We start from the raw sequence: 16,814 nt of genomic DNA on the forward strand, positions 1-16,814 counted from the left end.
CTGACCTCGCCTCAGTGCGAATCCTGTTTCCTGCGGGTATCCAGCTGGAAGGCATCGGAGACGAGGATGACCAGCGCACCCACCGCCACGACGCCCGCGTTGGCCGGCGTCGGTCGGCTCGCCAGGATGAGTGTGGCGAGGAACCCGCAGGACACGATCATGTCGGTGCGCAGCACATCGTTTCCGGCCCGCACGGTGTCGGCGGCCAGCAGGCGGCGGCCCTGCCAGAGCACCACCGGCATCCACAGCCACGCGAGCAAAGCCGCGACCGGCATGGCGCCGACGGCCACCGGCACGAAGACGCCCACGTAGACCGCGACGGTGGCCGATGCCGCGACGGCCGCGGCCACCTCGCGCGATCCGAACACGGTGGCCGAGGTGAGCACCCGGGCCCGGGCGTCCCCGAAGTAGTCGGGCACGTTCTTGACCAGTCCCTTCGCGCAGAACCAGACGAACAGATACCCCGCCGCGACCAGGAACGAGAAGTCGAAGATCCGCGAAACATGCTGCGGCGCAATGGCGACAATGGTGGCGAACGGATAGGCGACCACCGTCGCGAACAGCGCGATCCCCAGCAGCGGACGGCATTTCATGCGCAGCGGCCGGAACGAATACTGGTGCGCGCCCGCCAGCGCGAGCAGCACGACGGCGAAGTAGAGCGGTCCGACCGCGGCGGAGGCCGCCAGCGTGACCACGCACAGGGCCCAGGTGTGCCACAGCAGTCGCGCTCGCCCGTAGACGGCCATGAGAAACACCCGGTTCGGGACGTTCTCACTATCCTCGTCGACATCGGTATAGGTGTTGAACAGGTTGGCGATAGCGCTGATGGCGAAGGTGACCGCCAGACCCACCAGCGCCCGCCACGACTGCGGAATGTCGAGCAGCTGCAACCCCAACTGGAAGGCCAGCATGCCGGGAACGCAGGTGCGCGGCCGCGAGAACGCGATGAACATCCGCAGCCGCGTCCACCATTTCAGCCGGTCACCGCGGGAGTCCCGGGCCCACGCCGATCGCTGCGCGGCGGGCAACTGCAGGAATCGGTCGGCGGTGAGGAACCCCGGTCCCCCGGACCTGTCGATATTCGAACTCGTGCCTTCCACGGGCCCTCTCCTGATCGATGCGGAAAACGTTACGGGGCAGGCAGATACAGCGCATGCGACACCGCCGCGAGCGCCTCCTCGGTGGTAGCGGTGACTCGGACACCGACGCCGGGATAGTCCCGGACGGCGATGCCGCCCGCCCGGAACATCCGCACCACCTTCTCGGTCTCGCGCGTCGGAACCCAGACGAAATTCCCCTGCGAGGGGGGACCGTCGTATCCGGCTTCTCCCAGCACCCGCCGCAGGCGCCCGCGAACGGTGCGGACCGTGCGCACTCGATCGGCCAGTTCGGCCGGGTGGCACAGTGATTCCACGGCCGCGGAGGCGGCCAGGGAGTTCACCGCGAACGGAAGCGCGCACGCACGCACCCGCGACATGAACGCGGCGGTACCCACCGCATAACCGACCCGCAGGGCCGCCAGCCCGTACACCTTGGAGAAGGTCCGGGTGACCACCAGGTCGGGGAACTGCGCGATCAGCTCGTCCACCGCGAATTGGCCTGCGGCATTGGAGAATTCGGTATAGGCCTGATCGACGATCACCACGACCTCGTCCGGCACTGCGCGCAGGAACTCGACGAACTCGTCGGCCGCGACGGTTTCACCGCTCGGGTTGTGCGGCAAGGACACCAGGATCGCCGACGTGTCGTCGTCAACGGCTGCCAGCAGTGCCTCCAGCGGCTGCCAACAGCCCGGGCCACCGGCGACCATGCGGGGAATCGCGCCGGACGCCAGCACTATTCGCGCATAGGCGTCGAATCCCGGCGCCGCGAAGACGACCCGATCGCCCTGATTGGAGACGCAGCGGATGATGGTCCGCAACACCTCGACGCTCCCGTTGCCGACCGCGATACCGTCGACCGGCACCCGGCAATGCCGCGACAGCGCCGAACGCAGCGCCCGATACCCCGGATCCGGATATCGGAACACCCCGGCGATCTGCTCCTCGATCGCGCACCGGACGCCGGGCAGCGGACAGAACGGCATATCGTTGTTGGACAGGTCGTATCGCACGACCTGGTCGGCCCGCTCGCCGTCCTGCCGGTATTCGGCCAGGTCGGTCAGTCCCTCGGCAATTCTCATGAGCACCCCGCATCGTCAGTCGTCGGCCATGGCTTCCACGATCCGAACCCGGCTCGCCTGATAGGCGGGCGGCACCGAGCCGGCCAGGCACAGGCACAAGGCGATGGAGCCCGACAGCAGCACGAGGGGATCGAGACGGTAATGGATATCGATGGCGGTCATGCCGGACAGCACGAGATCGGCGACGAAATGCACGCCCTCCCCGCCGACGATCCCCATGACCGCGCCGACCGCACCGATGGCGATGGCCTCGGCGACCACGAGCCGTCCGATGAGTTGTCGTGCGGCGCCGATCGAGCGCAGCATGCCGAACTCCCGGCGGCGCTGCAGCACGGACAGCGTGAGGGTGTTCAGCAGCGCCACCGCCGCGATCGCGGCGATGATCCATTGCAATCCGACCGCCAGCACTCCGGCCTGCGTGATGTTGAAAACCACGCCCTTGAACGCTCGTTCGCCCGAATAGACCTGGGCATCCGGGCCCAGCACGTCGCGCAGGCGGGTGGTCAGCTCACCGATATCGACGCCGTGGTCGGCCGTCACCACCAGATAGGTCGCGCCGGGGCGATCGAACCACCGCTGCATCTGCGGCAGATCCATCACCACCACACCGGCGTCGGCGGTCAGGAATCCGAATTCGCCGACTATCGGGGCACGCTGCAGACCCGTCGGCGTGCCGACCTCGATCCAGTCGCCGATGCGGTACCCCATCCGCTCGGCCAGCAGCCGCGATACCGCCACACCCTGCCCGTTCAGCACCTTGTCCTTGACGGCGGGATCGAGCAGCGGTCCCACGTTGGCGTCGTTGCCGGGCACCAGTCCGCTCACCTGCACCCGCAGATCCCCCACCGAGACATAGGCCCACTGGCCCTCGACGACCTGGCGCACGCCGGGCGTGATCTGGGCACGATCGGACCAGTGGTCGGGAATCGCCTTGGTGGGCAACAAGTTCGGACCACTGGTCGAGACGAAGATGTCGGTGGCCCGTAACGAGGCGAAGACGTCGGAGGCGGAATCGACCAGATCGTTGAGCGCGCCGTAGACCGCGACACCCGCGGCGACCGCGATGCCCACGGTCATCGACGTCGCCCAGGTCCGCCGCGGTGTGCGTTCCACCGACGCCGCCGCCAGCCGCCCCGACGCTCCGGACCTCTCGCACAACCAGGCCGCACCCCAGCGGACGGCACCGGCGGCCGCGAGGCCGAGCAGCAGCAGACCGAGCATGACCACTGCGGCCGCCGAGACGACGGCCAGGCCGTGGGCCGCGTACCCGATCACGGCCGCGACCGCCACCAGGCCGGCACCGGCCACACCGGCACCCACGACGATCCGGCGGCCGAACGGTTGCGCCGCGGCCAGCACCGCCGACCGCAATGCCTCCATCGGATCGACCCGATACGCCTGGTATGCGGCCGCGAGCGAGGCGGCGACGGTGGCGAGGACGCAGCCGGCAATGGTGGCCGGGTAGACGTAGGCGGGAACGTGGAAGCTCAGTTCCGCCGACACCATCTGCAGCAGGAACGGTGGCGTGCGTTCCAGCGCCCACCGGCCGAGCCCGAGCCCGAGCGGTATCCCGGCCAGCGCGGCCACCAGGCCGATGAGCGCCGCCTCCACCAGCAGATCCGCCGCGACCACCGTCCGTCTGCCGCCGACCGCCCGCAGCACCGCCAGTTGCGGACGCCGTTGCGCCACCGCCATGGTCATCACGTTGAACATCAGGAATGCGGCCACCACGAGGGAGACCGCCGCGACCAGCAGGGTCAGGCTCCTGGTCAGGATCAGCGCATTGTCGACCTGCACGGCCCGCAGTCCGGTCCCCGACACCAGTGCCTTCTTGCCGACCACCTCGGACAGCCGCTCCCGCAGCGCCCCCACGTCGGTACCCGGCTGCGCGACGACGATGATGTCGTCGACCTTGTCGCGATGTCCGGTGAGGCTTTGCGCCAATCCCATTGGGGCGGCGATGAATCGGCCGTCGTTGACCTGGGTGGCCAGCTCGGCTGGCACCACAACTGCGGCGGTCACGTCCCGGCCGCCGACCGAGAAGGTGGCGCCCTCGGGCACACCGAGCTGTTCGCCCACGATCACCCCGTTGGTGCTGCGCTGCAGTTTCGGCAGCTGCAGCACCGGCTCGAGCGTGGTCCGCAGCGACGAGTTCAGCGCCAGTATCGAGAGGTCGACCCCGACCACCGTCGCCGAAACCCGGTGCGGCTGCGCCACGGTCATCGAGGTCTGCACGATGGGCACCGCCGCGCGGACGCCCGGGGTGGCGGCGACCGCAGCAGTCAATGACCGGTCGAAGCCGCTGTCGGAGTATCCGGTGATCAACAGGTCCGCGTCGCCCGCGATGCTGCGGGTCAGTTGTTTCACCGATCCGGTGAGCGAGCTGTAGGTGGCCATCACCGCCACCAGCAGCGCCGCCGCGACCGCGACGACCGTGATCAGGGTCGCGGTGCGGACCGCGTGGCCGAACAGCTCGCGCAGGTTGAGCACCCGGAAGCGGGTGAGATTCGCGCCGATCACGGTGCCGCACCCGCCTCTCGGTCCCAGTCGCGGACCACCCGGCCGTCCACCAATTCGACGACCCGGTCGGCACATTCGGCGGCCCGCCGGTCGTGGGTGACCAGCACCACCAGCCGTCGCGCATCCTCTGCGTGTGCGAGCTGCTGCAGCAAATCCAGCAGGGCCGCACCGGTTTTCGTGTCCAGATTCCCGGTCGGCTCGTCGGCCAGCAGCAGCGGCGGGTCCATCATCAGCGCGCGGGCGACGGCCACCCGCTGCATCTGGCCGCCGGACAGTTCCGCCGGACGATGATCGGCGCGGTCACCGAGCCCGACCAGCCGCAGCAGCCGGACCGCCTCGGCCTTGGTCTGTCGTTTGTAGCTGCCGTTCAACATCTTCGGCAGCGCGACGTTCTCCCACGCGGCCAGGGTCGGCATCAGATTGAAGGACTGGAAGACGAATCCGACCTTGCGCAAACGGAAATCGGACTGGCCCCGGTCGTCGAGTTTCGCGGTCTCCACGCCGTCGAACCGGACGGTGCCGGAGGTAGGCCGATCCAGGGCGCCGAGAATGTGCAGCAGGGTGCTCTTTCCCGCGCCGGACGGGCCCATCACCGAGACCATGGCGCCGCCGCGCAGCACGAGGCTCACCCCGTCCAGGGCGCGCACACATTCGCGGCCCAGGCGGTATTCGCGCACCACATTGTCGAGTTCGAGGCGGATTCCGGTTCCGGTGACCACGGTGTCGAGCATTCGATCGGTCCGTTCAGCTCGCGCACGCCGGCGATTGCACCTGGGCACTGGACAGCATGTAGCAGGCCCATTCCTTCTTGACCTTCCAGCGGTTGCCGTCGACGACGAACGGAATTTCCGATTGCCCTTGCACCGGTTCGCCGTTCACGGTCAGGTCGGCATAGGCCACAGCCTGACCGTCGCCCCGATAGTCCACCCGCGCGACGGTCATCTGAATGTGGTTCTGCGCCACCGCATTCGCGACGCGGTCGGCCAGTTCGGGATCGACGTCGATGCCTTGAATCCATCCCGACTTCCGGTCGAGGGGCACCGTCGGATCGAGGCCGAGTTTGATCGCGGCGTTCAGATCGCCCGCGGACGGGACCGGTATCGGCGGCGTGTCCGCGGTCGCGGTCGCCACCGTCGGCGACGACGAGTGCGTGGTGTGCCCGCCGCCGGAACCGTCCGAGCAGGCCCCGGCGAATGCCACGCAGGCCGCCAGCACGACGGGCGCCAGAACGCGTGTGCCGCCGGTCATATCGCGACCCCGTCGGTCCGGCGCCGGTCCAGGGTCGTCACCAGGTTCTGCAGCTGGGTGACGACCGCGAGCACGGCCTGTTTCAATTCGTCGACGGTGGCGTCGGTCTGCCTCATCAACGCGACCGCATCGCTCATCATGGTGCCGACCTCCGCCAGTTTCCGATCGACCTCGGTCATCGTGGATTCGGCACGGCCAACCGCGGATTCGGCGTTGTCTATCGCCTGCTCGGCCCGGCTCAGCACGTCGAGCGGTCCCTTCGGTAGCAGTCCCATGGTCATCTCACCTCTCGTGGTCGACCGGCCCCTCAGACGTACGAGTCGAGCCGCGCATCGGAGAATTCGTTCGTATAGCAGCGGCCGCCCTCGCGGCCGTAGAGGGCGCGGACCAGCGCCCACCGGAACGGGTGATGGTCGAACAGCGCGAAGGCCGTTCCCACCATGTACGGGTAGCCGCCGATGCTGTGGCCGATCCGCGCCATCCGATATTGGAAAGCCCATCTGCTGCGCAGCTGTTTGTCGTAGCGGGACAGATCCGCCGGATTCGCCGACCCCAGGGCGTGCACCGCCGTTTCCGCGGCCAGGATGCCGGATTCCAGCGCCTTCGAAATGCCCGCTCCGGTAAACGGTTTCGCGGCGCCCAGCGCGTCACCGGCCAGCAGCAGGCCCGGACGCGACGGCGGCCAGGAATTGAATCCCATCGGAAGCCGCCAGGCCTGGATGGCCCGGGCCTTGCGCAGCTGTGCGGCCTGGGGCAGCTTCCATTCCGCCGGCAGCTCCCGCATGAAGTCCTCGAGCAGCCCGACGATATTGATGTCTTTCCATCGCCGGTAGGCGGTGGTATAGCCGACGCCGATATTCACGCGGCGCCCGCCCATGGGGAAGACCCAGCCGTAGCCCGGAATGCGGTGACTGCGGAACGACAGCGGCATGTGGATCTCGAACGACGGATCCTCCGGGCGGTCGCAGTCCATCTCTGCACGCGCCGCGATCGCGATGGTTCCGGCGACACGGCTCTTCAGCGCCATTGCCTTCTTCATCGGCGAATGCGCACCATCGGCGGCGATGACGATATCGGCGCCGACCCGCTCTTCCCGGTTGTTCGCGCGCCTGACGTCGACGCCGGTGACCCGGCCGTCGTCCATGACCGGCCGGACCACCTCGGCCGACTGCCACACCTCGGCTCCGCGTTTGGCCGCATGGTTGAGCAGCATTTCGTCCAATTCGAGCCGGGAGGCGACGCGGGCGTAGTCGGGCAGGCCGGGGCGGCGCGGGCAGCGCATCTGCCAGGTGCTGTTGCCGAAGAATTTGACCGAGTCGATCTTGTAGAAACCGGCCAGCTCGGACTGCAGGCCCATATTCGCGATATGGGCGACCGCTCGCGGTGTCAGTCCGTCGCCGCAGGCCTTTTCGCGTGGGAACTCCGCCTTGTCCACGCACAGCACGCGGGCCCCGCCGGACGCCGCGCGCCAGGCCGCCGAGGATCCCGCCGGGCCGCCCCCGACGACGATGAGATCGTATTGCTTGCTCATGAATCGCTTCCTCCGGTCAACACGTGCGAGACGCCGTGAATTCGATGATGTTCGTGAACGCCCGAGTCGCGGTTTCGTGCGGCAGTTCGCGCAGCAGGGATTTGGCGTAGTCGACCTTTTCCCGCAGCGTCGTCATGGCGCGATCGACCCCGCCCGAGGAACGGACCAGCTCCAGCACCTCGGCCAGGACCACGTCCTCGGTCACCGGTTCGGCGAGCAATGCCCGCAAACGCGCTGCCTCGGGTGTGCGCTCCCGCAGGGCGTAGATGATCGGGAGGGTCAGCACGCCTTCGCGCAGATCGGTGCCCGCCGCCTTGCCGAGGATCTCCGACGGGCTGGTGATATCGATGATGTCGTCGGAGATTTGGAAGACCATGCCGATGGCTTCGCCCAATTTCTCCAACCGGTCGGCCGTCGTGGTGTCGGCGTCGGCGAATCGCGCTCCGGCCCAGGCGGCCACCGACATCAGCGAGGCCGTCTTCGCCCGGATCGTCTCCAGATACGCGCTCACTCGGTCGTCGGCCCCGACGCCGAGCGAATCCCGCAATTGGCCGACGGCCAGCCGCAGCATCGTGTCGGACATGTATCTCGCGGCCTCGACTATCGTGTGTGATTCGGCATCGCTCGCGGCGATCAATCGCGAAGCGCAGCCGAAAATGTAGTCGCCCGCCAATATCGCGGCGCTGTTGCTCCATCGCGCATTGGCACTGTCGACGCCGCGGCGAATGGCGGCCTCGTCCATCACGTCGTCGTGGTAGAGGCTGGCGACGTGCACCAACTCCACGCTGGCGGCGGCGTCGATCACGGCCGGACAGGTGGGTTTGCGGCCGTACTGGGCGGCCAGCAGCGCGATAATCGGGCGGAAACGTTTGCCGCCGGCCTCGATGAGGTGCAGGGTCACCGCGGAGGTGAATTCGTCGGAGGTCGACACCGCTCGCCGCAGCGATCTCTCCACATCGCCCAGGGCGTCCCGGACCGCCGTCGCCAGCATCTCGTCGCCCAGATCGATCCCCGCGACCATTGCCGAACCGATATTCGCCGCTGTCGGTACGCTCATCGCTGTATCCTCCGTGAATTTCTGCCGATGAATTACGCGTGCGCCCGTGGCGGCAGCGCGGACACGTGGTCCGCGTCGTGGCTCAATCTTCTGCCGCGGGCGCCGCCGGGCTCGCCCAGATCGGCGAAGAACAGGCGATTGACATCGATGAAGATCTTCCATTGCTCGGGCACGTCATCCTCGTGAAATACCGCGTCGACCGGGCAGACGGGCACGCAGGCACCGCAGTCCACGCATTCGTCCGGGTGGACGTACACCATCCTGTTTCCCTCGTACATGCAATCGACAGGACATTCTTCGATACATGCCCGATCCAGGACATCGACGCAGGGTTCGGCCACTATGTACGACATAGTTGTTTCCTTCGGAATAGTGCGCGAGCGCCGGATGGAATAATATTTGTTTTCGAAATTCGATACGAACTACGTTACGCGCCCATTCAACCGGCTTCAATAGCCGTCAGCCGGATTCGGCGGCCGGTCGCGTATGCTTCCGCCGATCCAATACCGCGGCAAAATCCTGCCAATTGTCTGCATTTCTGCTGGCGAGTTGGGTGATCAATTCCAGCCAGTGCTCGGGGACCTTCTCGGCCAGCTGCCCGATTTCCTCCGGCGTCTGCGGGCAGCCGTCCAGCCAACGCAGCAGGGTGCGTCCGACATCGGTGAAGCGCAGCGACGGATCGGCCCGCAGATTGCGGACGACCAGTGCCATGTCCACATCCGCACGGCGAGCGGCGCCCGCACCGCGACGACGGGCGCGAAGCCCGGCCAGGCGGGCCACGGCGGGCAGGCTCCGGGCATCGGGCACGGCCTCGACGGCGCCGGCAGGCGCGTTCCCCGAGGCCGGATCGCCGGGATCGTCGCGACGAGTCCGATTGCGCAACATCCGCATTCGACCATCACGGCCCAGCCGCTTGGTCAACTGGGGAATTTCCCCACACGATCGATGCCGCATCGCACCCACCGTCTTGTGGGACAGCCCGGCCACCGCGGCGATGCGCCGATCCGACCACTCCGGGTACATGCGCGCGATGCGATAGGCCGCCGCCTTGCGATCGGCCAGCGACAGCGGCAGGCCGTGCGAAATGTTCAACTCCACCGCGAGGACGAAGGCCTCGCTCGCCGGGCCGTCGAAAAATTTCACGGCAATACACGTGGCGCCCTTGAACTCGGCCGCCTTCAACCGGTGCCGGCCGTCGATGATTCGCATGGTCTGCCGATGCACCAGAATAGGCGGAAGCTCGTCTTCGATTTCCGCCAACACCTTCGCGTGCTCGGAATCCTCGCCCTTGACCCGCAGATCCTCGGCGCCGCGGATCATTTCTATCGGCACCTGATGAATCTGCTCGGATATTCTGTTGTCGTTCGCTGCCGATTCTTCCGGACGAGACTGCCCTACAACTCCGTCAGACATGGGGAGGCACCTCCATACGCGGCAATGTGCCGCGTCCGCCGAGTATCAACCACCGGAGCCGAGTTTCATCCGGCGGAACAATGATGCGATCGGATCACCGGGAATCTGATCATCGATCGCATCGTGAATATTACACCGGAGAGAGGGTAGGCAGAACCCGACCACATGGCCCCCTCACCGTAATACCCACGACGAGCAGACGAAACGCGACCGATTGGGAGCGCCACTGCGAAAAGCTCGGCGAGCGTGTCCGAATTCGAATGCAATCCACCGATCGTTGATACACCGAGAATTTGCTGTCCGCGGATCGGCCGCCGTGATTCGGGCACGCGGAACCGGCAAACTGCGTTGGGTGCGGGCAGTCCTGTCGTACCGGGGTACGGAAGGTGAGTGTAGTAGGCGCCCCACCGGCGAGAAACATTTTCGGACCGATCCATCGGCCGATCCGGCCGCCCATCGTTTGCGGAGCGTTTCCCCGGTCTCGTTGCGACGCTAGGGAGTCGGCCTTTCCGGCAGCGCACAGACCATCCCCTCGGCCATGCCGGTCGGGCGGACACCCAGGGCGGTATTGATGCGAGCCCGCTGATTCTCCCAGGCGACGGCCGCCGCCAGCTCGGCCAGCTGTCCCTTCGTCAGATGGGCCAGGAGCTGCCCGCGCAACTCCGCGACGCCCACGGCCGGGGTGGCCGTCATGGCCTCGGCATAGGCGAGCACCAACTTCTCCAGCTCGGAGTAGGCGTCGCTGGTGCGGTAGCGCGGCAATTCGGTGATCTGGCGCTCGGTGAGCCCACCCGAATGCGCCAGCGCCGAACCGATGTCGAGGCAGTACTCGCAGTTCACCAGTCCGGCGGTCTTCAGCTCGGCCAGCTCCTTGAGTTTGGGATCCAATCGGTTGGAGAACAACAGCATCGTCTCGTAGACCAGCGTGCTGATCAGCAGCAGCGGTCGGCGGATCAGCCAACCGACCAGATCCGCGCGATTGCGCCGCATACTCGCGAAGGCCCGAATGTACTGCCCGATCCTCTTGGCAGCCCGCATATGCCACACTCCCCGGTGGTCTCGTGAACTCGTTCGGCCCCAATCCTAGGGCGAGAGACGACACACCGTAGTAGAAAGCGCGATCGACCGCGTCCATATCCCGCATGACACGATGACAAGGGGCCGACCGATCCGAAGGAGGAGCGTATGCCCAGCGAAACCGTGGATGCCGTGGTGATCGGAATGGGGCCCGGGGGTGAGGCTGTCGCCACCCGCCTGGCCAAGGCCGGACTGGCTGTGGTCGGGGTCGAGGGACGGCTGGTCGGCGGGGAGTGTCCGTACTACGCCTGTGTGCCGACCAAGATGATGGTCCGCGCGGCCGAGGCGCTCGCCGAGGGGCGCCGGGTCGGCGAGCTGGCGGGATCGGCACGGGTCGAATCGGATTGGCGGCCCGTCGCCGACCGGATTCGTGACGAGGCCACCGACAACTGGGACGACACCGTCGCGGTCGAACGATTCGAGAAGGCCGGCGGGCGATTCGTGCGCGGCTGGGGCCGGATCTCGGCGCCTGGGGAGGTGACGGTCTCGACCACCGACGGGTCGCGGGTCTTCCGGGCCACGCGCGCGATCGTGCTGAATCCCGGTACGGCTCCGGCGATCCCCCCGATCGACGGCCTGTCGGACACGCCGTACTGGACGAACCGCGACGCGGTGACCGCCACCGCGGTCCCGGAATCGCTGATCGTGCTGGGCGGTGGACCCGTGGGAATGGAGTTCGCGCAGGTGTTCTCCCGCTTCGGCAGCACCGTCACCATGGTCGTGCGCAGCCGCATCCTGCCCAAGGAGGAACCGGAGGCGGCCGAGCTGGTCTCGGATGTCTTCGACAGACAGGGGATTTCGATCCGCGCCGGGGTCGAGGCGACCCGGGTGGAGCACGACGGCGAGCAGTTCACCGTGCACCTGACCGAGGGCGAGCCGCTGCACGCCCACCGGCTGCTCGTGGCGGCCGGTCGGCGAACCGACTTGGCGGCGTTGGGAATCGGCGCGGTCGGCCTGGACGACCAGGCGCACGGCATCGAGGTCGACGATCGTCTGCGCGCCGCCGACGGGGTGTGGGCGCTCGGCGATGTGACCGGGAAGGGCGCGTTCACGCACGTGTCGATGTATCAGGCCCGCATTGCCGCCACCGACATCCTCGGCACCGCAACCGAATCCGCCCGCTACCACGCGGTCCCGCGGGTCACCTTCACCGATCCGGAGGTCGGCGCGGTCGGCATGACCGAGGCCCAGGCCCGCGAGGCGGGACTGACCGTGCGCACGGCCGTCACCGATCTCACGGCCTCGGCCCGCGGCTGGATCCACAAGGCCGGTAACGCCGGGTTGATCAAGCTGGTCGAGGACGCCGACCGTGGCGTGCTGGTCGGCGCGACGTCGGTGGGTCCGGCCGGCGGCGAGGTGCTCAGCGCGCTGGCCGTCGCCGTGCACGCCGGGGTGCCCACCGCCACGCTGCGCGACATGATCTATGCCTATCCCACCTTCCACCGCGCCATCGAGTCCGCCCTGAACGATCTGTCCTGACGAGCGGCGCGAGCGCCTACGATCCGACCATGGCGGAGATCAAGGTGGAGCGCCGGGAGGCGGTCGCGGTCGTGACGGTGTCGGATCCCAAGCGGCGCAACGCGCTCAGCGCGCGGCTGTCGGCGGAATTGGCCGAGGCGGTCGCCGCGGTCGAGCGGGATTCGGCGGTTCATGCGCTGGTGATCACCGGGGAGCCACCCGGGTTCTGCGCCGGTGCGGACCTGAGCGCGCTGGGGGCGGCCCGCGAGGACGGTCTGCGGGCAATCTATGCCGGATTCCTCGCGGTGGCGCGCTGTGCGCTGCCGACCGTCGCCGCCGTCGGCGGTGCCGCGGTCGGTGCCGGGCTCAATCTCGCGCTGGCGGCCGACCTGCGCATCGCCGGTCCGCAGGCCCGATTCGAGACCCGTTTCCTGCACTTGGGCATTCACCCGGGCGGCGGGATGACCTGGATGCTGCAGCGCGCCGTCGGCCCGCAGCAGGCCGCCGCGATGACGCTGTTCGGTGAGATCCTCGATGCCGACACCGCCCACACCGCCGGCCTGGTCCACCGGGTCGTCCTCGGCGACCACGACACCCTGCTGGCCGAGGCGGTCGCCCTCGCCCAGGGTGCCGCCTCCGCGCCCCGCGACCTCCTGATCACCACCAAACGCACCATGCGCCGCACCGCCGCCCAGGTCTCCCACACCGACGCCGTCGACACCGAATTGCCGCCGCAACTGGCTTCGCTGGATTCGGAGGAATTCGCCGCCCGCCTCGCCGCCATGCGAGCCCGAATCGGCACCGACTGAGAATTCGTTGCGGCACTCAGGCGTCGAGCCGCAGGCGAACCATCGGCAGCGTGCCGACCGGTGCGCCGGTGGCCTGTTCGACGGTGGCGCGCAACCGCTTCCACAGCCGCGGGTGGTGCTGCGCGTAATGGTCCAGCGCCGCCGCGGACTCCGCCTCCGACAGGAGCGTCGCGCTCGCGCGGACACCGCGCCGCAGGCCGGTCCACACCCGCACGCGCGGATCGGCCCGGACGTTGCGGTACCACTGGGATCGCGGCCCGAACCCGGACACGATGATGTACTCGTCGGGCGCGGGACGGTCGACGACCTCGAGCACCACGTAGCGCGGCAGTCCGCTGCGGCGGCCACGGTGTTCGAGCATGAGCATGCGGTTGCCGAACAGAAATCCGAATCCCCAGCGGTACAACCGGATCGGCGCGCGAACCACCCACCGCGTCCGCAGCGCACGGGCCGCCAGCGATACCGTCGCGTTCGTCGTGGACATCAATTCTCTCCCTTCTCGCCGGACAGTCCGGCCAACCGGCGCAGCGGTCCGTCGATACGGAGTTCACGCAGATCCGGATCGATCAGCCGATGCAGGATCATCCCTTCGAACGCGGCCACCAGCACCGCGGCGGTCGCCTCCGCATCGGGAACCGCCGCCTCGGCGCGCAGCCAGGCCGCGACGGCCGCGCGGAATTCCCGCAGCACCTCGCCCAAGCCGATGCGCAGGCGTTCGTAACGCGTTGCCGCCAACAGCATTTCGGTGAACACCCGAGTATCCCGATCGGTGTCGGTTAAGGCCGCGGTCATCTGCAGCACCTCCGTGATGCCCGCACCGCCCGAGCGCGCCAGCGGACCGGTGGCCGCGCTCTCCCCCAACCCGCGAACCATCCACAGCGAGGCATCGATCAGCAGGTCGTTGACGGAGGTGAAGTGGTAGTGCACCAACCCGGGCCGCAGCCCGGCACGCTCGGCCACCATCCGCGTCGTCACCGCGCCCCACCCCCGCTCGGCGATCAGCTCGAGCGCGGCCTCCATCAACCGCTCCCGCGTCTCGCGCCCCTGCTCGACGGAGGTAACCACGGCTCCCCTCCTCCTTGGGCGACCGCCTTGGTCGTTTGCCCAAACCTACCTCGCCCCGCGAGCCATCGCCAGTGCCGTGGGAATGATTGAGCGCCCGCCCACCGGGTAGCACGCCGACGACGGCGCATTTCCCGGTTGCGGTGAGGAGGAGTCGATGGCGATGCAAGTGGCCGATCATGTGGTGCAGCGGCTACGAGAGTGGGGTGTGGAGCAGGTCTTCGGCTATCCGGGCGACGGGATCAACGGGCTGGTCGCCGCGTTCGGGCGGGCCGACAACCAGCCGCGCTTCGTCCAGGCCCGTCACGAGGAGATGGCGGCCTTCGAGGCGACCGGCTATGCCAAGTTCAGCGGCAAGGTGGGCGTGTGCACCGCGACCTCGGGTCCGGGCGCGATCCACCTGCTCAACGGTCTCTATGACGCCAAACTCGACCACGTCCCGGTGGTGGCGATCGTGGGCCAGACCGCCCGCAGCGCGATGGGTGGCAGCTATCAGCAGGAGGTCGACCTGCAGTCGCTGTTCAAGGACGTGGCCTCGGACTATCTGGTGGAGGTGAACGTCTCCAGTCAGCTGCCCAATGCGCTGGACCGCGCCTTTCGGACGGCTATGACCCGGCACTCGCCGACCGCGTTGATCATCCCCTCCGATCTGCAGGAGGAGGAGTATCAGCCCCCGCAGCACGAATTCAAGCAGGTGCCGTCCAGCCCGCCCGGCGCCCTGGCCTCGACCACCGTCCCGCCACAGTCGGAGATCCAGCGGGCGGCCGAAGTGATCAACGCCGGTAGCAAGGTCGCGATCCTGGTCGGACAGGGCGCCCGCGAGGCGGCCGAGCAGGTGGTGCAGGTGGCCGAGCTGACCGGTGCCGGCGTCGCGAAGGCACTGCTGGGCAAGGATGTGCTACCCGACGACCTGCCGTTCGTCACCGGGCCGATCGGACTGCTCGGCAGCCGGCCCAGCTACGAAATGATGCGCGACTGCGACACTTTGCTCATCGTCGGCTCGAATTTTCCCTATGCTCAATTCCTTCCGGAGTTCGGCCAGGCGCGCGCCGTGCAGATCGACCTGGACGGCACCATGATCGGCATGCGCTACCCGACCGAGGTGAATCTGGTCGGAAACTCGAAAGCCACACTGGAGCAACTCATTCCGCTGTTGCAGCGCAAGGACGACAGGTCCTGGCGGCAGCAGGTGGAGACGAATATCGAGCACTGGTGGCAGACCATCGAGCATCAGTCGATGCTCGAGGCCAAGCCGGTGAATCCGATGCGGGTGGTGTGGGAGCTGTCCCAGCAGATCCCCGAAAACACCATCGTCACAGCGGATTCCGGCTCCGCAGCCAACTGGTATGCGCGTTGTCTGCGGTTCCGTGGACAGATGCGCGGCTCGCTGTCGGGCACCTTGGCCACCATGGGCCCCGGTGTCCCGTATGCGATCGGTGCGAAATTCGCCCGGCCCGACCGCCCGGCCATCGCCCTGGTCGGCGACGGTGCGATGCAGATGAACGGCCTGGCCGAGCTGATGACCATCGCCCGCTACCGCCACCTGTGGTCCGACCCGCGGCTGATCGTGTGCGTGCTGCACAACAACGACCTCAACCAGGTCACCTGGGAGCTGCGCGCGATGGGCGGGGCGCCGAAATTCGAAGAGTCCCAGACCCTTCCGGACGTGTCCTACGCCGACCTGGCACGCTGCTTCGGATTGAACGCGGTGTCGGTGGAGGACCCGAACGAACTGGCCGACGCCTGGCGGCTGGCGCTGTCGGCGGATCGGCCGACGGTGCTGGATGTGCGCACCGATCCGGAGGTCCCGCCGATCCCGCCGCACGCCACCTACGAGCAGATCAAGGAGATGGGCAAGGCGATCCTGCACGGCGATCCCGACGCCTGGCATCTGATGCTGCAGGGCGCCAAGACCAAGGCTCAGGAGTTCCGGCCCTGATCACTCGGGACTGACGACCTCCACATCGGCACTCACATCGGCGACCGAGCTCGGCGTCCACTCCGTGAACGGTGGACGCCCCGACTCGATGCGCCGCGACGGCCGGTTCTCGATCACCCGATCCTCGGGGGAGCAGATCCGTCTGCCGCATCGGGGCGCGCGCGTTGCTTGATCACCGATCGTCGGGTACTCGATCCCGTCGAGCAGACACCTGCCGCAGACCCGATACGGCAGGTCGACATCATCGGCGTAATCCACGTTGTGTGCCAGCCACCAGCACGCCGCAACCACCGCTGCGATGAGCAGCACCGAGATCACGGCGGACAGCACGACCATTGGCCCTCCCGTTGCCGTTGCGCATCCCCGGGCGCAGATACCGCGTCGTATGAAACTTCTTCTCAGGTTGGTAGCGGCGGAACCTCCCCTCCCCGCCGCACACTCATCCACCTGCATCGTCCCTCTTCGGAGCAGGTCGGAACAAGTGCCAGTCGGGCGATCAGCGTTTAGTGAAACTCAAT

Annotated in this window: 17 protein-coding genes; 3 read left to right on the forward strand and 14 right to left on the reverse strand. The window is 67.7% G+C overall.

Annotation, left to right across the window (positions count from 1 at the left end):
- Positions 1-11 precede the first annotated feature (11 nt).
- The 11 genes from IU452_RS31580 to IU452_RS31630 form a co-directional block, all read right to left on the reverse strand.
- Positions 12-1,100: a UbiA family prenyltransferase gene (locus IU452_RS31580; protein ID WP_195112879.1), complete on the reverse strand. Its 1,089-nt coding sequence runs from the start codon at positions 1,098-1,100 to the stop codon at positions 12-14.
- Positions 1,101-1,129: 29 nt separating this feature from the next.
- A complete protein-coding gene (locus IU452_RS31585; protein ID WP_195112880.1) occupies positions 1,130-2,182 on the reverse strand; it encodes an aminotransferase class I/II-fold pyridoxal phosphate-dependent enzyme in 1,053 nt (350 codons plus the stop codon).
- 15 nt (positions 2,183-2,197) lie between these two features.
- Positions 2,198-4,702: an ABC transporter permease gene (locus IU452_RS31590; protein WP_195112881.1), complete on the reverse strand. Its 2,505-nt coding sequence runs from the start codon at positions 4,700-4,702 to the stop codon at positions 2,198-2,200.
- Positions 4,699-5,403 carry an ABC transporter ATP-binding protein gene (locus IU452_RS31595; protein WP_195113059.1) on the reverse strand — a complete coding sequence of 235 codons (705 nt, stop codon included), beginning with the start codon at positions 5,401-5,403 and terminating at the stop codon, positions 4,699-4,701. Before IU452_RS31595 ends, IU452_RS31590 begins: the two co-directional genes overlap by 4 nt.
- Positions 5,404-5,446: 43 nt before the next feature.
- Complete coding sequence (locus IU452_RS31600) at positions 5,447-5,950, reverse strand: hypothetical protein (protein WP_195112882.1); 504 nt, start codon at positions 5,948-5,950, stop codon at positions 5,447-5,449.
- Entirely contained in the window at positions 5,947-6,225 is a 279-nt protein-coding gene (locus IU452_RS31605; RefSeq protein WP_195112883.1) for a hypothetical protein, read from the reverse strand. Before IU452_RS31605 ends, IU452_RS31600 begins: the two co-directional genes overlap by 4 nt.
- Positions 6,226-6,257: 32 nt before the next feature.
- On the reverse strand, positions 6,258-7,481 hold the full coding sequence (locus IU452_RS31610) for a geranylgeranyl reductase family protein (RefSeq protein ID WP_195112884.1): 1,224 nt from the start codon (positions 7,479-7,481) through the stop codon (positions 6,258-6,260).
- Between the two features lie 16 nt (positions 7,482-7,497).
- The gene (locus IU452_RS31615; protein WP_195112885.1) at positions 7,498-8,538 is read right to left on the reverse strand and encodes a polyprenyl synthetase family protein; all 1,041 of its coding nucleotides are present in this window, start codon (positions 8,536-8,538) and stop codon (positions 7,498-7,500) included.
- Between the two features lie 32 nt (positions 8,539-8,570).
- Positions 8,571-8,891, reverse strand: a complete 321-nt coding sequence (fdxA, locus tag IU452_RS31620) for a ferredoxin (RefSeq protein WP_195112886.1) — start codon at positions 8,889-8,891, stop codon at positions 8,571-8,573.
- Positions 8,892-8,997: 106 nt separating this feature from the next.
- Positions 8,998-9,870, reverse strand: a complete 873-nt coding sequence (locus IU452_RS31625; protein WP_195112887.1) for a ParB/RepB/Spo0J family partition protein — start codon at positions 9,868-9,870, stop codon at positions 8,998-9,000.
- A 573-nt stretch (positions 9,871-10,443) separates the two neighbouring features.
- The gene (locus IU452_RS31630) at positions 10,444-10,989 is read right to left on the reverse strand and encodes a carboxymuconolactone decarboxylase family protein (protein WP_195112888.1); all 546 of its coding nucleotides are present in this window, start codon (positions 10,987-10,989) and stop codon (positions 10,444-10,446) included.
- Positions 10,990-11,136: 147 nt separating this feature from the next.
- Between IU452_RS31630 and IU452_RS31635 the strand changes: the two genes are divergently transcribed.
- Both IU452_RS31635 and IU452_RS31640 read left to right on the forward strand, forming a co-directional pair.
- On the forward strand, positions 11,137-12,507 hold the full coding sequence (locus IU452_RS31635; protein ID WP_195112889.1) for a dihydrolipoyl dehydrogenase family protein: 1,371 nt from the start codon (positions 11,137-11,139) through the stop codon (positions 12,505-12,507).
- A 29-nt stretch (positions 12,508-12,536) separates the two neighbouring features.
- Entirely contained in the window at positions 12,537-13,295 is a 759-nt protein-coding gene (locus IU452_RS31640) for an enoyl-CoA hydratase (protein WP_195112890.1), read from the forward strand.
- Between the two features lie 16 nt (positions 13,296-13,311).
- On the opposite strand, the gene IU452_RS31645 is transcribed toward IU452_RS31640, so the two are convergent.
- Complete coding sequence (locus IU452_RS31645; protein WP_195112891.1) at positions 13,312-13,779, reverse strand: nitroreductase family deazaflavin-dependent oxidoreductase; 468 nt, start codon at positions 13,777-13,779, stop codon at positions 13,312-13,314.
- Positions 13,779-14,360: a TetR/AcrR family transcriptional regulator gene (locus IU452_RS31650; protein ID WP_195112892.1), complete on the reverse strand. Its 582-nt coding sequence runs from the start codon at positions 14,358-14,360 to the stop codon at positions 13,779-13,781. The genes IU452_RS31645 and IU452_RS31650 overlap by 1 nt, the downstream gene beginning before the upstream one ends.
- A 154-nt stretch (positions 14,361-14,514) precedes the next feature.
- Between IU452_RS31650 and IU452_RS31655 the strand changes: the two genes are divergently transcribed.
- A complete protein-coding gene (locus IU452_RS31655; protein WP_195112893.1) occupies positions 14,515-16,296 on the forward strand; it encodes a thiamine pyrophosphate-requiring protein in 1,782 nt (593 codons plus the stop codon).
- Here the strand turns inward: IU452_RS31655 and IU452_RS31660 are convergent, their stop codons facing one another.
- Complete coding sequence (locus IU452_RS31660; protein WP_195112894.1) at positions 16,297-16,632, reverse strand: hypothetical protein; 336 nt, start codon at positions 16,630-16,632, stop codon at positions 16,297-16,299.
- Positions 16,633-16,814 lie beyond the last annotated feature (182 nt).

It is taken from the genome of Nocardia transvalensis, from assembly GCF_015477765.1.
Classification (GTDB): domain Bacteria; phylum Actinomycetota; class Actinomycetes; order Mycobacteriales; family Mycobacteriaceae; genus Nocardia; species Nocardia transvalensis_A.

What these genes read in the sequence shown, in the direction of transcription:
- IU452_RS31585 (WP_195112880.1), bottom strand. Translation starts at nt 2,182, where the DNA reads ATGAGAATTGCCGAGGGACTGACCGACCTGGCCGAATACCGGCAGGAC.
- IU452_RS31600 (WP_195112882.1), bottom strand. Translation starts at nt 5,950, where the DNA reads ATGACCGGCGGCACACGCGTTCTGGCGCCCGTCGTGCTGGCGGCCTGC.
- IU452_RS31605 (WP_195112883.1), bottom strand. Translation starts at nt 6,225, where the DNA reads ATGGGACTGCTACCGAAGGGACCGCTCGACGTGCTGAGCCGGGCCGAG.
- IU452_RS31610 (WP_195112884.1), bottom strand. Translation starts at nt 7,481, where the DNA reads ATGAGCAAGCAATACGATCTCATCGTCGTCGGGGGCGGCCCGGCGGGA.
- IU452_RS31615 (WP_195112885.1), bottom strand. Translation starts at nt 8,538, where the DNA reads ATGAGCGTACCGACAGCGGCGAATATCGGTTCGGCAATGGTCGCGGGG.
- fdxA (WP_195112886.1), bottom strand. Translation starts at nt 8,891, where the DNA reads ATGTCGTACATAGTGGCCGAACCCTGCGTCGATGTCCTGGATCGGGCA.
- IU452_RS31630 (WP_195112888.1), bottom strand. Translation starts at nt 10,989, where the DNA reads ATGCGGGCTGCCAAGAGGATCGGGCAGTACATTCGGGCCTTCGCGAGT.
- IU452_RS31635 (WP_195112889.1), top strand. Translation starts at nt 11,137, where the DNA reads ATGCCCAGCGAAACCGTGGATGCCGTGGTGATCGGAATGGGGCCCGGG.
- IU452_RS31640 (WP_195112890.1), top strand. Translation starts at nt 12,537, where the DNA reads ATGGCGGAGATCAAGGTGGAGCGCCGGGAGGCGGTCGCGGTCGTGACG.
- IU452_RS31645 (WP_195112891.1), bottom strand. Translation starts at nt 13,779, where the DNA reads ATGTCCACGACGAACGCGACGGTATCGCTGGCGGCCCGTGCGCTGCGG.
- IU452_RS31655 (WP_195112893.1), top strand. Translation starts at nt 14,515, where the DNA reads ATGGCGATGCAAGTGGCCGATCATGTGGTGCAGCGGCTACGAGAGTGG.
- IU452_RS31660 (WP_195112894.1), bottom strand. Translation starts at nt 16,632, where the DNA reads ATGGTCGTGCTGTCCGCCGTGATCTCGGTGCTGCTCATCGCAGCGGTG.